This is a genomic window from Micromonospora sp. NPDC005413 (assembly GCF_040606435.1).
Lineage (GTDB): Bacteria > Actinomycetota > Actinomycetes > Mycobacteriales > Micromonosporaceae > Micromonospora.
Map to the genome: position 1 here is coordinate 1 of NZ_JBEXEV010000050.1, position 13,445 is coordinate 13,445.

Below are 13,445 nucleotides of genomic sequence, written 5' to 3' on the forward strand. Positions count from 1 at the left end.
GCAGGTAAGACCAGCAGCGATGCTGGCACCGCGCAGAGAAGCGGTAACCCACCCGGACGCCGCGTCTTCCACGCGCAGCGTGGAGGGAATCTCCGTCCTCTAGGGCGGAGAGGATGTCAACTGACCGCAGCACCCAACATCGCAGTCACGGCTGATCAGGTCGCCGACTGCCCACCAGCGGTTGCCGACGCCATCACCGCCGCCGTCACCGAGTACGAAGCCCAGGAGACCCTGGAAGCCATCGTCGCCCGCGACGCCGACAAACTCGAATGCCTCGTCCAAGCCGTCGAGTACCGCAACCAGGGCATCGACAACGTCCAGCGCTGGATCGACAGCTCACGCGCCGCCCTCAAGACCACCTCGGCGCACCGTCTCGCCGATGCCGCACTCGCAGGACAGCCACTCGCCTGGCTCACCCCACCCCCGCCGCCAACGTGACGGGGCAGTGATAGGACCAGGACGGCTGTCTGGTGGCCTACATGGGTTGTGAACCCGGGGCCCCGCTGCCACTGAGTGGCGGGACCCCGGGGTGTGCCTCTTGAACGAGGTCAGGCGGGCACCCCTGCCGGAGCCGCCTCGTCGGGCCGCCGAGCAGCCGACTCGCCCTCGGCGTCGTCATGCTCGTCGAGCATCGTCGCCTCGTCGAACGGGTCGTCGCCGCGCAGCACCTCGACCGCCTTGTTCCGATCGAACTCCCCGGTCCACGTCCCCACCAGCACCGTCGCGACCGCGTTGCCCGCGAAGTTCGTCAGCGCCCGTGCCTCCGACATGAACCGGTCGATGCCCACGATCAGCCCGACCCCGTCCACAAGGTCCGGCCGGTGCGACTGGAGCCCACCGGCCAGCGTCGCCAGCCCAGCGCCGGTGACCCCAGCGGCACCCTTGGACGCGATGACCATGAACAGCAGCAGCGAGATCTGCTCCCCGATGGCGAGCGGCTTACCCAGTGCGTCCGCGATGAACAGCGATGCCATCGTCAGGTAGATGGCCGTGCCGTCGAGGTTGAACGAGTACCCGGTCGGCACCGTGATGCCGACGACCGGCTTGCTGACACCGAAGTGCTCCATCTTGGCGATCAGCCGTGGCAGCGCCGACTCCGACGACGAGGTGGACAGGATCAGCAGGAACTCCCGGCCCAGGTAGCGCAGCAGCGAGAAGATCGAGATCCGGGCCACGAACCAGAGCAGCGCGCCCAGGAAGACCAGCACGAAGATCAAACAGGTGGCATAGAAGCCCACCATGATCTGGGCGAGGCTCTTGAGCGCGTCGACGCCGGTCGCGCCGACCACGGCGGCCATGGCGCCGAACGCGCCGATCGGCGCCAGCCACATGATCATGGCGAGGACCTTGAAGACGACCCGCTGGATGACGGCGACGGCCCCGAGCACCGGCTCACCGCGCCGACCCATGGCCTGTACGGCGAAGCCGACCAGCAGGGCGACCAGCAGCGTCTGGAGCACCTCGCCCTCGGTGAGCGCGGAGAGAAGCGTGGTCGGGATGACGCCGAGCAGGAAATCCGCCGTCCCGCCGGCCTCGTCACCGGCGGCGGCCTTGCCCGCACCGGCGAGATCCTGGCCGAGGTTCAGGCCGGAGCCGGGGTGGATGAGGTTGCCGACGACCAGGCCGATGGCGAGCGCGACGGTCGACATGGTGAGGAAGTAGCCGAGGGCGAGGCCGCCGACCTTGCCGACCTTCGCGGCCTGCCGCACAGAGCCGACGCCGAGCACGATGGTGCAGAAGATGACCGGGCTGATCATCATCTTGATGAGGTTGACGAAGCCGGTGCCGATCGGCTTCAGTTCCTTGCCGAAATCGGGGGCGACCAGGCCGACCACGATGCCGGCGAGCACGGCCACGATGACGGCCAGGTAGAGGTAACGGGTACGGTCCCGACGGACCGGGGGTGCTGGTGAGGTGGCGGTTGCGGTGGTGTCCATGTCGACAATGTGAAGCGCGTCTCACCCGTTGACAGCCTTGCGGTCATTCTGTTCACCGCGACAGCACCAACAGCGGCGGCGCGACGAGGAGGTGGTGGAGGTGGCCCGACGCCAGTGGAGCATCGCGGGGCAACTTTTCGCCCTCCAGGCGATGGTGGTGACGCTGCTCGTGCTGGCCGGTGCGGCGGGCGCCGTCTGGCTGGCCCGCAGTGACTCCCGCCAGGCCGCACAGGAGGAGGTGCTCGCGGTGGCGCAGACCGTGGCCCGCTCCCCCGACGTCCGCGAGGCCCTCACGACCGCCGACCCGGCCAGCGTCCTCCAGCCGTACGCCGAATCGACCCGGCTGGCGACGGGCACCGACTTCGTGGTGGTGATGGCCCCCGACCGCACCCGCTTCTCGCACCCCACCCGGGAGCTGATCGGCGAGCCGTTCGTCGGGGAGATCGGGCCCGCCCTGGCGGGCCGCCCGTTCACCACCACCAACGTTGGCACGCTCGGCGAGTCGGTGCGCGCGGTTGTTCCGGTGTACGACGAGCAGCGACGCATCGTCGGCCTGGTCTCGGTGGGCATCACCACCCGGGCGATCAACCGCAAGCTGCTCCGCCAGTTGCCGGTGCTGCTCGGCGTCGCGGCGCCGGCGCTCGCGCTCGCCGCGACCGGCTCCTGGTTGCTCAGCCGTCGGCTGCGCCGCCAGACGCACGGGCTGGGGCCAGCGCAGATGACCCGGATGTACGAGTACTACGACGCGGTCCTGCACTCGGTGCGCGAAGGTCTCGTCGTGCTGACCACCGATCGGCGGGTGGCGCTGGTCAACGACGAGGGTCGCCGGCTGCTGGGCCTCGACACGGACGCGCCGGTGATCGACCAGCCGGTCGCCGGGATCGATCTGCCGCCCGCGGTGGCCGAGCTGCTCAACTCCGGGCGCGACGCCCTCGACGAGCCCATCCTCGCCGGTGACCTGGTGCTCGTCGCCAACCAGCGGACCACCCGCTTCGAGGGCGCGGTGCTCGGCACCGTGCTGACCCTTCGCGACCAGACCGAGCTGCGCGCCCTGGCCAGCGAGCTGGACTCGGTCCGCGCGCTGACCGAGGCGTTGCAGGCGCAGACCCACGAGTCGGCCAACCGGCTGCACACCGTGCTGACCCTTGTGGAGCTGGGCCGCGCCGACGAGGCCGTCCGGCTCGGCACCCGGGACCTGGCCCTCGCCCAGCAGCTGACCGACCGGGTGGTTGGCGCGGTGACCGAGCCGGCGTTGGCCGCGCTGCTGCTCGGCAAGTCCGCGCAGGCTGGCGAGCGCGGGGTGGACCTGGTCATCGAGCCCGACTGCCGCCTCGACGACAGCCCACTGCCGACCGGCGACCTGCTCACCGTGGTCGGCAACCTGGTCGACAACGCCCTGGAGGCGGTGGCCGGCACGCCAGCGCCGCGCCGGGTGCGGGTCTTCGTCGGAGCGGTCGACGACGAGTTGGTGGTACGGGTCGCCGACAGCGGCCCCGGGCTGGCCCCGGAGCGGGTGGCCGACGCGTTCCGGCGCGGCTGGTCCACCAAGAGCACCGGCCGGGGACTCGGCCTGGCGCTGGTCGGGCAGGTGGTCCGCCGCCACGGCGGTAGCTCCGAGGTGGCCCGCTCGGCCGACGGCGGCAGCCTGTTCACCGTTCGGCTGCCGGGGGGAGGTGAGCGGTCATGACCGACATCCGGGTGCTGGTCGTCGAGGACGAGCCGCTGCTGGCCGAGGCGCACACCGCGTACACGGAACGGGTTCCTGGTTTCGTGGTGGTCGGGGTGGCCCACACCGCGCGGGCGGCGATGGCGGCGCTGCGCGCCAACGACGGCGGCGACGTGGACCTCGTACTCCTCGATTTTCGGCTGCCCGACCTGCACGGCCTGGACGTCTGCCGGGCGCTGCGCGCGGCCGGCAGCAGCGTCGACGTGCTGGCGGTGACCTCCGCGCGGGACCTGGCGGTGGTGCGCACCGCGGTGTCCCTCGGGGTGACCCACTACCTGCTCAAACCGTTCACGTTCGCCGCGTTCCGCGACAAGCTGGAGCGCTACGCCGACTACCGCGCCCAGGCGCTCGCCGACGGTGAGGTGGCCGCCCAGCACGAGGTGGACCGGATGTTCGCCACCCTGCGCGGCACCGCCGGGCACAGCCTGCCCAAGGGGCTCGACGCGCAGACCCTCAATCGGGTACGCGCCGCCCTCACCGACGGGACCCGCACGGAGGTGGGACTGTCCGCGACCGAGGTGAGCGCGCTGACCGGCATCTCCCGAGTAACGGCCCGCCGCTACCTGGAATACCTGGTAACCGTCGACCGGGCCGCCCGCCACCCCCGCTACGGCACCCCCGGCCGCCCCGAGGTCGAGTACCGCCCCAGGTAACCGCACCATGAGGACGAATTTCTCGCCGACCCGCGGCTCCCGCCGAACGGAGGCAGGCCGGCAGGGTCAAGCGATCTGACGGAGATCGTCGCCGTAGTCGAAGATGATCCGCATCCGGGCGCCGAGCGCTCGTGCATATCGGCTCAGCGTCGCGACCTCGTTGGCCTCCAGATCACCGTTTTCGATCTGGCTGACCCGGCCTGGCGTGACACCCATCAGCTCGGCCACCTGCCGCTGGGTCAGACCCAGCCGCTTCCGCTCTTCAGCAAGATGAAACGCGCTGATCCAGGCCTCGGTGCGGGCACGTTCTGCATCGAGCGCTTCATCGTCTCCATCGTGCAGCTCGCCCCGAATGTCGTCCCAGTCATGGAAGTCAGTCATCAGCCCTCCCTCCGTTTCCTCTCGAAGGCAAGCCAGCCCTCGTACGCAATCTCAGCCGTTGGAATCGCTTCGTCGTACCATCGATTCCAATCTCCCGCCTTGTTGCCGGCCACCAACAGCACGGCCTGGGACCAGGGATCGAAGACGAACAGCACCCGAACGGCGACGTCCCGTCCAGACCTCGGTCGCAACTCCTTGAGGTTGCCGATACTCGACCCTCTGAGAGTGTCGACCAGGGGACGACCCATGCCTGGCCCGGTCTCCGCGAGCATGTCGATCGCTGCGTTGACAGACCGGTACGTAGATGGATCAGCCTGCCGCAGAGACCGCAACCAGTCGCGGACATCCGTTGTCGTCCTGATCGCCCAGCGACGTGGCGGCTCATGACCCATGGGCGAACTATAGCCCAGCCTATACACGATGTCCCCCTCGGAACCGGTCTGCTGCCGAAGGCTGCGGTCCACGAACCGGTATTGCTTGACCGCTCACCGCAGGGCCGAACCGCTCGGCCAATGCCGGTGGCGGGCCGAAGATCCGTTGTTAGACTCGGCGCGTTGGGTGTCAGCAGTTGACTAGGGAGACCAGACATGGCGGGTGACGACGACATCTCCGGGTGAGACCGGATGTGTTCGGCCACCGTTCGGCGCGCTTCGGCGCAGCCGCCGTGGCCACGTTGTCGTTCCACCGGTCCCCGTTGTCGTCGGGCGGCTTCGACCTGCCCACCCCACCCTTTGAGGTCACTCGCATGTCTGATGCGTTCATTGTCTGCTCGAACCTGTCCTTCTCCTGGCCGGACGACACCCCGGTCTTCTCGGAGCTGTCCTTCACCGTTCCCGGCGGTCGCACCGGCCTGGTCGCGCCCAATGGCGCCGGTAAGAGCACCCTGCTGCGGCTGGTCGCCGGGGAGCTGCGGCCCAGCGGCGGCAGCGTCACCGTCGATGGTGTGCTCGGCTACCTCCCGCAGACCCTGCCGCTGGCCGGCGACCTGAGCGTGGCCGAAGTGCTCGGTGTGGCCCAGCGGATCGCGGCGCTGCACGCCATCGAGGCCGGCGACGCCAGCGAGGAGCACTTCGCCACGATCGGCGACGACTGGGACATCGAGGAGCGCACCGGCTCCGAGCTGGACCACCTCGGCCTGGGTGAGCTGACCCTCGACCGACGGCTGCACACCCTCAGCGGCGGCCAGGTGGTCTCCCTCGGCCTGGCGGCGCAACTGCTCCGACGCCCGGACGTGCTGCTGCTCGACGAACCGACCAACAATCTGGACCTGGAGGCCCGGCACAAGCTCTACGACGTCCTCACCGACTGGTCCGGGTGCCTGCTGCTGGTCAGCCACGACCGGGAGTTGTTGGACCGGATGGACCGCATCGCCGAGCTGGACCGCGGTGAGATCCGCTGGTACGGGGGCAACTTCACCGCGTACACCGAGGCGGTGCAGGCGGCGCGAGAGGTGGCCGAGAGCAACCTGCGCAACGCCGAGCAGGAGGTCAAGCGGGAGAAGCGCGAGATGCAGCAGGCCCGGGAGCGGGCCGACCGGCGAGCCAGCAACGCCTCCAAGAACCTGAAGAACGCCGGTCTGCCGAAGATCTTCGCCGGCACCATGAAGCGGGGTGCGCAGGAGTCGGCAGGAAAGGCGCAGGAGACGCACTCGGCCCGACTCGGCCAGGCCAAGGCCCGGCTCGACGAGGCCGGGCGGGCGGTACGCGAGGAGGACCGGATCGTCGTGGACCTGCCGGACACCACCGTCCCGGGCGGTCGCACGGTCTTCTCCGGCCAGGGCATGCGGGCCCGCTTCGACGACCGGGAACTGTTCAGTGGCGACGGCGCCGACCTGGTGATCCGGGGGCCGGAGCGGATCGCGCTCACCGGGGCGAACGGCGTCGGCAAGTCGACCCTGCTTCGCCTGGTCAACGGTGACCTGCAACCGTCCGGCGGTGAGCTGAGGCGTGGCGACGGGCGGATCGCATACCTGTCGCAGAGGCTGGACCTGCTGGACCTCGACCGCACGGTGGCGGAGAACTTCGCCGCGTACGCGCCGAGCCTGCCGGACGCGCAGCGGATGAACCTGCTCGCCCGGTTCCTGTTCCGGGGGGCCCGGGTGAACCTGCCCGTCGGGGTGCTCTCCGGCGGTGAGCGGCTGCGCGCCACCCTCGCCTGCGTACTCTGCGCCGACCCGGCACCGCAGTTGCTGCTGCTCGACGAGCCGACCAACAACCTGGACCTGGTCAGCGTCGCGCAACTGGAAAGCGCACTGTCCGCGTACCAGGGTGCGTTTGTGGTGGTCAGCCACGACGAACGGTTCCTCGCCGAGATCGGCGTGCAGCGCTGGCTGCGGCTCGCCGACGGCCAACTGCGGGAGATCGGGGCCCCCGACCGGGCCTGAGGCCCGGTCGGCACGTGCTCGGCCCGGTCAGCTCACGTTGGCCGGGCCGAGGACGCTCTTCAGGTCACCCATCAGCGCGGTCGTCGCCGCCACCCGGAACGGACCCAGCCGCAGGGTGGTGGTGCGCCCACCGTTCTGCAGTTTGACGTGCACCTCGGTGTCGCCGGGGTGCAGCGCCAGGGTCTCCTTGAGCTTCTCCATCAACGGCGGCGTGCACCGGTGCACCGGAATGGTGAGAGTGACCGGCTTGTTGCTGGCGCTGGTGCTGACGTCCGGCATGGACATGTCCATCGCCATGATCCGGGGGGTGTCGTCGCGGCGGTCCACCCGACCCTTGACCACCACGATGGCGTCCTCGGCGATGTACTGCCCGATCACCTCGTAGGTGTTGGGGAAGAACAGCGTCTCCACCCCACCGGCGAGGTCCTCCAGGGTGGCCGAGGCCCAGGCGCGGCCCTGCTTGGTGACCCGGCGTTGCACTCCGGAGAGGATGCCGGCGAGGGTGACGACCGCCCCGTCGGGCACCGCGCCGTCCTCGGCCAGGGAGGCGATGGTGGTGTCGGCCGCCGGGCCGAGGATGTGCTCCAGGCCGAACAGCGGGTGGTCGGAGACGTACAGGCCGAGCATCTCGCGCTCGAAGGCCAGCTTGTCGCGCTTGTCCCACTCGCTGTCGCTGATGACCGGCATCACCGTCGTGCTGCCGGTGTCGGCGTCACCGAAGCCGGCGCCGAAGAGGTCGTACTGGCCGACCGCCTCCTTGCGCTTGACGTCGGCGTACGCGTCGATGGCGTCAGCGTGCACCGCGAGCAGACCCTTGCGCGGATGCTCCATCGAGTCGAAGGCGCCCGCCTTGATCAGCGATTCAATGGTCTTCTTGTTGCAGACCACGGCGTCCACCTTGGACAGGAAGTCGTAGAAGTCGGTGTAGTCGCCCTTCTCCTGGCGGCACCGCATGATCGAGGCGACCACGTTCGCGCCGACGTTGCGCACCGCGGCGAGGCCGAAGCGGATGTCCTTGCCGACCGGCGTGAACGGCCCGGCCGAGGTGTTCACATCCGGTGGCAGCACCTGGATGCGCATCCGGCGACACTCGGACAGATAGAGCGCCATCTTGTCCTTGTCGTCACCGACGGAGGTCAGCAGCCCGGCCATGTACTCGGCCGGATAATGCGCCTTCAGGTACGCGGTCCAGTAGGAGACCAGGCCGTACGCGGCGGAGTGCGCCTTGTTGAAGGCGTACCCGGCGAACGGAACCAGGACGTCCCACACCGCCTGGATCGCCTCGTCGGAGTAGCCGCGCTCACGGCAGCCGTCCCGGAACGGGATGAACTCCTTGTCGAGGATCTCCTTCTTCTTCTTACCCATCGCCCGGCGCAGCAGGTCAGCCTGACCGAGGGTGTAGCCGGCGAGGATCTGCGCGGCGCGCTGCACCTGCTCCTGGTAGACGATCAGGCCGTGGGTGGGTGCCAGAATCTCCCGCAGCGGTTCCTCCAGCTCCGGGTGGATCGGCGTGATCTCCTGGAGGCCGTTCTTGCGCAGCGCGTAGTTGGTGTGCGAGTCGACGCCCATCGGGCCGGGCCGGTACAGCGCCAGGACGGCGGAGATGTCCTCGAAGTTGTCCGGCTTCATCAACCGCAGCAGCGACCGCATCGGCCCACCGTCAAGCTGGAACACGCCCAGGGTGTCGCCGCGGGCCAGCAGCTCGTACGCGGCCGGGTCGTCCAACTGCAGGGCCAGCAGGTCGAGCTTCCTACCGTGGTTGAGCTCGATGTTCTTGACCGCGTCGTCGATGATCGTCAAGTTGCGCAGGCCGAGGAAGTCCATCTTCAACAGCCCGAGTGACTCACACGTCGGGTAGTCGAACTGCGTGATGATCGCCCCGTCGGCATCGCGGCGCGTCAACGGAATGTGCTCGATGATCGGCTCGGCGGACATGATGACGCCGGCGGCGTGCACGCCGGTCTGCCGGATCAGCCCCTCGATGCCCTTGGCGGTGTCGATCACCTTGCGGACGTCCGGGTCGGACTCGTACAGGCCGCGGATCTCGCCGGCCTCGGCATAGCGCGGGTGCTTGGTGTCGAAGATGCCGGTGAGCGGGATGTCCTTGCCCATCACCGCCGGCGGCATCGCCTTGGTGATCCGGTCGCCGACCGCGTACGGGAAACCGAGCACCCGGGCCGAGTCCTTGATCGCGGCCTTCGCCTTGATCGTGCCGAAGGTGGCGATCTGGGCGACCTTGTCCTCGCCCCACTTGTCGGTGACGTACTTGATCACCTCACCGCGCCGACGCTCGTCGAAGTCGATGTCGACATCCGGCATCGAGACCCGCTCGGGGTTGAGGAACCGCTCGAAGATCAGGCCGTGCAGGATCGGGTCCAGGTCGGTGATGCCCAGCGCGTACGCGACGAGGGAGCCGGCGGCCGAACCACGACCCGGACCCACCGCGATGCCCTGGTTCTTCGCCCACTGGATGAAGTCGGCGACCACGAGGAAGTACGACGGGAAGCCCATCTGGTTGATGACGCCCAGCTCGTACTCCGCCTGGACGACGTGCCCCTCCGGGATACCGCCCGGGTAGCGGCGGGCCAGGCCGACGAAGGTCTCCTTGCGGAACCAGGACTCCTCGGTCTCGCCCTCCGGCACCGGGAAGCGCGGCATCAGATTGTGGAACTGGAACATGCCGGTCGGGTCGACCTTCTCGGCGACCAGCAGGGTGTTGCGGCAGCCCTCCTGCCACAGCTCGGACGAGTCCACCGCGCGCATCTGGTCGGCGCTCTTGATGAAGTAGCCGCCACCCTCGAACCGGAACCGGTTCGGGTCGTCGATGTTGCTGCCGGTCTGCACGCAGAGCAGCACGTCGTGGGCGGTGGCCTGCGCCTCGTGCGTGTAGTGCGAGTCGTTGGTGACCACCGGCGGGATGTCCAGCTTGCGGGCGATCTCGGTGAGCCCCTCACGGACCCGGCTCTCGATGGAGAGGCCGTGATCCATGATCTCCAGGAAGTAGTTGTCCTTGCCGAAGATGTCCTGGTAGCTGGCGGCGACCTTGAGGGCCTCGTCGAACTGGCCCAGCCGCAGCCGGGTCTGCACCGCGCCGGACGGGCAGCCGGTGGTGGCCATGATCCCCTCGGCGTGCTCGGCGATCAGCTCCATGTCCATCCGGGGCCACTTGACGTAGTGCCCCTCCATGGACGCGCGCGAGTTGAGGGTGAACAGGTTCTTCAGGCCCTGCGCGTTCTTCGCCCACATCGTCTTGTGGGTGATCGCGCCGTTACCGGAGATGTCGTCGCTCTTCTGCTCCGGCCGACCCCACTTGACCCGCGCCTTGTGATAGCGCGACTCCGGTGCCACGTACGCCTCGACGCCCAGGATCGGGGTGATCCCGGCGGCCATCGCCTGGTTGTAGAAGTCGTTCGCGCCGTGCATGTTGCCGTGGTCGGTGATCGCCACGGCGGACATGCCGAGCCGCTTGGCCTCGGCGAACAGGTCCTTGAGGCGGGCCGCTCCGTCGAGCATCGAATACTCGGTGTGCACGTGCAGATGCGCGAACGAATCGGCCATGCGTGGCGCCCCCCGGCGGTGTGGATCTTGTTGGTCGGAGCCGACCGGGACCTACCCTACCGAGGTGATCTCGGCGGCTCCACCGTCCGCGCCGACGGCCGTGGCCCTCGTCTCCTGATCGCCGGACGATGCGCCTAGGCTCGGAGGATGGCGAGGTACTACGACATACATCCGGAGAACCCTCAGCCCCGGATCATCGGCCAGGTCGCCGACCTGATCCGCGGCGGTGGGCTGGTCGCCTACCCGACGGATTCCTGCTACGCGCTCGGCATCCAACTGGGCAACCAGGACGGGCTGGACCGGATCCGCCAGATCCGCCATCTCGACGATCGCCACCACTTCACGCTGGTGTGCCGGGACTTCGCGCAGCTCGGCCAGTTCGTCCAGATCAGCAACTCGGTCTTCCGCCTGGTGAAGGCGTCCACCCCGGGCAGCTACACCTTCATCCTGCCGGCCACCCGCGAGGTGCCGCGCCGGATGCTGCACCCGAAGAAGCGCACCGTCGGCGTCCGCGTACCCCGGCACACCGTCACCCAGGCGCTGCTGGCCGAGCTGGCCGAGCCGCTGGTGTCGAGCACCCTGGTCCTGCCCGGCGACGACGAGCCGATGACCCAGGGCTGGGAGATCAAGGAACGACTCGACCACCAGCTCGACGCGGTGCTCGACGCCGGCGACTGCGGCATGGAGCCGACGACCGTGATCGACCTGTCCGGGCCCGAGCCGGAGATCCTGCGCCGGGGCGCGGGAGACGTGTCCCGCTTCGAGTAGCCCACCCGGCGCGGCACCGCGCCCTTTCCTCCCGCCGGCGGTCGAGGCATCGCGGCACGTCCTCCTCCCGCCCGCCGGTGGAGGCACCGAAGCACGCCCTTTGCTCTGCTTCAACCCGCGCAACACAGGCGGCACCTTGCCGTGCGGCATTCGCAGTCAGGCGACGCTGCGGCCGGCGCGCCCGGCCACCCCCAGCGGTAGGCGCACTCGGCGGCTCGGCGGTCCGGCGGTCCGGCGGTCCGGGGCATTGGGCGCCCTCGGCGCGCTGGGCCGCCCTCGGGAACCTTGATCAACTCAGTATCGCCGATATCGCGCTATCCCCGACCAAGGACACCCCCACATCGCCGATCTCGGGTCGATCACCGACCACCGGACCCGGTCAACACCGCTAATCCACTCGGATTCCTTGACGTCGGACTATTCCGCGTCCCAGGACACCGCCACTTCAAGGAACCCGTGCGGCGAAGCAGAGCAACGGGGGCCGACAACGTCGGTCGGGCCCTCACGGCGGACCGCCACGGCGGACCGGCCAGGACCGGCCAGGCGCGATCACCGCGACCAGGCAATCGGCACCGACCACCCGGGGCAGCCCGGCGGGCAGGCCCCGAACCAGCCTGGCGCGCAGGTCAGCCCGACCCGGGCACAGCACTCCACCGAAGGATGAGTGGACACGATGTTATTGGCGTAGACAACACTGTGTGGCACACAGTATGGTGTGACACATGGTTAGCGAGGACGTTCTGAGGACGCACCTACAGGAGTTGCGTCGAGGCACCGTCGTGGTGGCCAGCCTGGTCGCGCTGCGCCGACCGGACTACGGCTACGCACTGCTGCAACGGCTCACCGACCACGGCTTCCCGGTGGACGCCAACACGCTCTACCCGCTGCTGCGCCGCCTGGAGGACCAGGGGCTGCTCACCAGCGAGTGGAACACCGAGGAGAGCCGGCCGCGCAAGTTCTACCGGACCAGCGACGAGGGCGAGTCGATGCTGGAACGGCTCCTCAACGACCTCGCCGCCGTACAGACCTCCGTCACCGGGCTGATCCAAGGAGTGGACCGATGAACACCCTGACCGACCGCTATCTCGCCGCCACCCTGCGCTCGGTGCCCACCCCGCGCCGCGCCGAGATCGCCACCGAGCTGCGCGCCTCGATCGAGGACATGATCGAGGACCGGACCGGCGGCGGCCAGGACGCCACCGGCGCGGAGCGGGAGGTGCTCACCGAGCTGGGCAACCCGGACCTCCTGGCCGCCCGGTACGCCGACCGCCGACTGCAGCTCATCGGCCCGACCTACTACCTGGTCTGGCTGCGACTGCTGAAGCTGCTGCTCAGCTTCGTCCCGGCGACCGTCGGCACGGTGGTCGCGGTCATCGACGTGGCGGACGGCAAGGGGTTCGGGGCCATCGGGAGCGGCATCGGCACCGCCATCGAGGTCGCGGTGCAGATCGCCTTCTGGCTCACCCTGACCTTCGCCCTCATCGACCGCTTCCAACCCGTCTCCGGCCTGCCCGACTGGACCGTCGACCAACTGCCCGACGTCCCCGTGCACCGGGACATCTCCCTCACCGACACCATCGCGTCGGTGGCCATGCTGGTGCTGACCATCGGCTACCTGCCCTTCCAGCACTACCAGTCGTGGGTGCACGAGACCGACGGCAGCAACATCCCGATCCTCGATCCAGCCCTGTGGTCGTTCTGGCTGCCGATGCTGATCGGGGTGCTCCTGGCCAACGTGGTGTTCGAGATCCTCAAGTACCGGATCGGGCACTGGGACTGGACCCTGTTCGGGGTGAAGGCCCTGCTCAACCTGGCGTTCTCGCTGCCGCTGGCATGGCTGGCACTCTCCGACCGGCTGCTCAACCCGGCCCTGGGCGACCGACTGACGTGGCTGGCGGAAGGTGACAACCGGAACACCCTCGGGGCTGCCATCGCGGTCGGCGCGGCCGTGGTGCTGGTCTGGGATCTGATCGACACCAGCACCAAGACCCGCCGTCAGGCGGCGTGAGCCTGAGCAGCAGCCGACCAGGCGGCCCGGC

The 13,445-nt window shown here is 69.1% G+C and carries 11 protein-coding genes; 7 read left to right on the plus strand and 4 right to left on the minus strand.

Annotation, left to right across the window (positions count from 1 at the left end):
• A partial coding sequence (locus tag ABZS37_RS30920; RefSeq protein WP_355174828.1) for an HD domain-containing protein occupies positions 1-438 on the plus strand: 438 nt, incomplete at its 5' end.
• A gap of 110 nt (positions 439-548) precedes the next feature.
• Here ABZS37_RS30920 and ABZS37_RS30925 read toward each other — a convergent pair.
• Positions 549-1,937: a cation:dicarboxylase symporter family transporter gene (locus ABZS37_RS30925; protein ID WP_355174830.1), complete on the minus strand. Its 1,389-nt coding sequence runs from the start codon at positions 1,935-1,937 to the stop codon at positions 549-551.
• Between the two features lie 100 nt (positions 1,938-2,037).
• Between ABZS37_RS30925 and ABZS37_RS30930 the strand changes: the two genes are divergently transcribed.
• Both ABZS37_RS30930 and ABZS37_RS30935 read left to right on the plus strand, forming a co-directional pair.
• Entirely contained in the window at positions 2,038-3,624 is a 1,587-nt protein-coding gene (locus tag ABZS37_RS30930; RefSeq protein WP_355174832.1) for a sensor histidine kinase, read from the plus strand.
• A complete protein-coding gene (locus ABZS37_RS30935) occupies positions 3,621-4,316 on the plus strand; it encodes a response regulator (RefSeq protein ID WP_355174834.1) in 696 nt (231 codons plus the stop codon). Before ABZS37_RS30930 ends, ABZS37_RS30935 begins: the two co-directional genes overlap by 4 nt.
• Positions 4,317-4,382: 66 nt before the next feature.
• Here ABZS37_RS30935 and ABZS37_RS30940 read toward each other — a convergent pair whose 3' ends face one another.
• Together ABZS37_RS30940 and ABZS37_RS30945 are read right to left on the minus strand one after the other, a co-directional pair.
• Positions 4,383-4,697 (minus strand): helix-turn-helix transcriptional regulator, encoded by a 315-nt coding sequence (locus ABZS37_RS30940; RefSeq protein ID WP_355174836.1) that lies wholly within the window; start codon positions 4,695-4,697, stop codon positions 4,383-4,385.
• Positions 4,697-5,089, minus strand: coding sequence for a type II toxin-antitoxin system RelE/ParE family toxin (locus ABZS37_RS30945; protein ID WP_354993757.1), 393 nt, complete (start codon positions 5,087-5,089; stop codon positions 4,697-4,699). Before ABZS37_RS30945 ends, ABZS37_RS30940 begins: the two co-directional genes overlap by 1 nt.
• A gap of 353 nt (positions 5,090-5,442) precedes the next feature.
• On the opposite strand from ABZS37_RS30945, the gene abc-f reads away from it, so the two are divergent.
• Positions 5,443-7,080: a ribosomal protection-like ABC-F family protein gene (abc-f, locus tag ABZS37_RS30950; RefSeq protein ID WP_355174838.1), complete on the plus strand. Its 1,638-nt coding sequence runs from the start codon at positions 5,443-5,445 to the stop codon at positions 7,078-7,080.
• Between the two features lie 27 nt (positions 7,081-7,107).
• Here abc-f and dnaE read toward each other — a convergent pair whose 3' ends face one another.
• A complete protein-coding gene (dnaE, locus tag ABZS37_RS30955) occupies positions 7,108-10,638 on the minus strand; it encodes a DNA polymerase III subunit alpha (protein WP_355174840.1) in 3,531 nt (1,176 codons plus the stop codon).
• Positions 10,639-10,785: 147 nt separating this feature from the next.
• On the opposite strand from dnaE, the gene ABZS37_RS30960 reads away from it, so the two are divergent.
• From ABZS37_RS30960 to ABZS37_RS30970, 3 genes are all read left to right on the plus strand, one after another.
• Positions 10,786-11,406, plus strand: a complete 621-nt coding sequence (locus ABZS37_RS30960) for an L-threonylcarbamoyladenylate synthase (RefSeq protein WP_354993760.1) — start codon at positions 10,786-10,788, stop codon at positions 11,404-11,406.
• Positions 11,407-12,128: 722 nt separating this feature from the next.
• Positions 12,129-12,470, plus strand: coding sequence for a PadR family transcriptional regulator (locus ABZS37_RS30965; protein ID WP_354993762.1), 342 nt, complete (start codon positions 12,129-12,131; stop codon positions 12,468-12,470).
• The gene (locus ABZS37_RS30970; RefSeq protein WP_355174842.1) at positions 12,467-13,414 is read left to right on the plus strand and encodes a permease prefix domain 1-containing protein; all 948 of its coding nucleotides are present in this window, start codon (positions 12,467-12,469) and stop codon (positions 13,412-13,414) included. Before ABZS37_RS30965 ends, ABZS37_RS30970 begins: the two co-directional genes overlap by 4 nt.
• Positions 13,415-13,445: the final 31 nt, after the last annotated feature.

What these genes read in the sequence shown, in the direction of transcription:
- ABZS37_RS30925 (WP_355174830.1), bottom strand. Translation starts at nt 1,937, where the DNA reads ATGGACACCACCGCAACCGCCACCTCACCAGCACCCCCGGTCCGTCGG.
- ABZS37_RS30935 (WP_355174834.1), top strand. Translation starts at nt 3,621, where the DNA reads ATGACCGACATCCGGGTGCTGGTCGTCGAGGACGAGCCGCTGCTGGCC.
- ABZS37_RS30940 (WP_355174836.1), bottom strand. Translation starts at nt 4,697, where the DNA reads ATGACTGACTTCCATGACTGGGACGACATTCGGGGCGAGCTGCACGAT.
- ABZS37_RS30945 (WP_354993757.1), bottom strand. Translation starts at nt 5,089, where the DNA reads ATGGGTCATGAGCCGCCACGTCGCTGGGCGATCAGGACGACAACGGAT.
- abc-f (WP_355174838.1), top strand. Translation starts at nt 5,443, where the DNA reads ATGTCTGATGCGTTCATTGTCTGCTCGAACCTGTCCTTCTCCTGGCCG.
- dnaE (WP_355174840.1), bottom strand. Translation starts at nt 10,638, where the DNA reads ATGGCCGATTCGTTCGCGCATCTGCACGTGCACACCGAGTATTCGATG.
- ABZS37_RS30960 (WP_354993760.1), top strand. Translation starts at nt 10,786, where the DNA reads ATGGCGAGGTACTACGACATACATCCGGAGAACCCTCAGCCCCGGATC.
- ABZS37_RS30965 (WP_354993762.1), top strand. Translation starts at nt 12,129, where the DNA reads ATGGTTAGCGAGGACGTTCTGAGGACGCACCTACAGGAGTTGCGTCGA.
- ABZS37_RS30970 (WP_355174842.1), top strand. Translation starts at nt 12,467, where the DNA reads ATGAACACCCTGACCGACCGCTATCTCGCCGCCACCCTGCGCTCGGTG.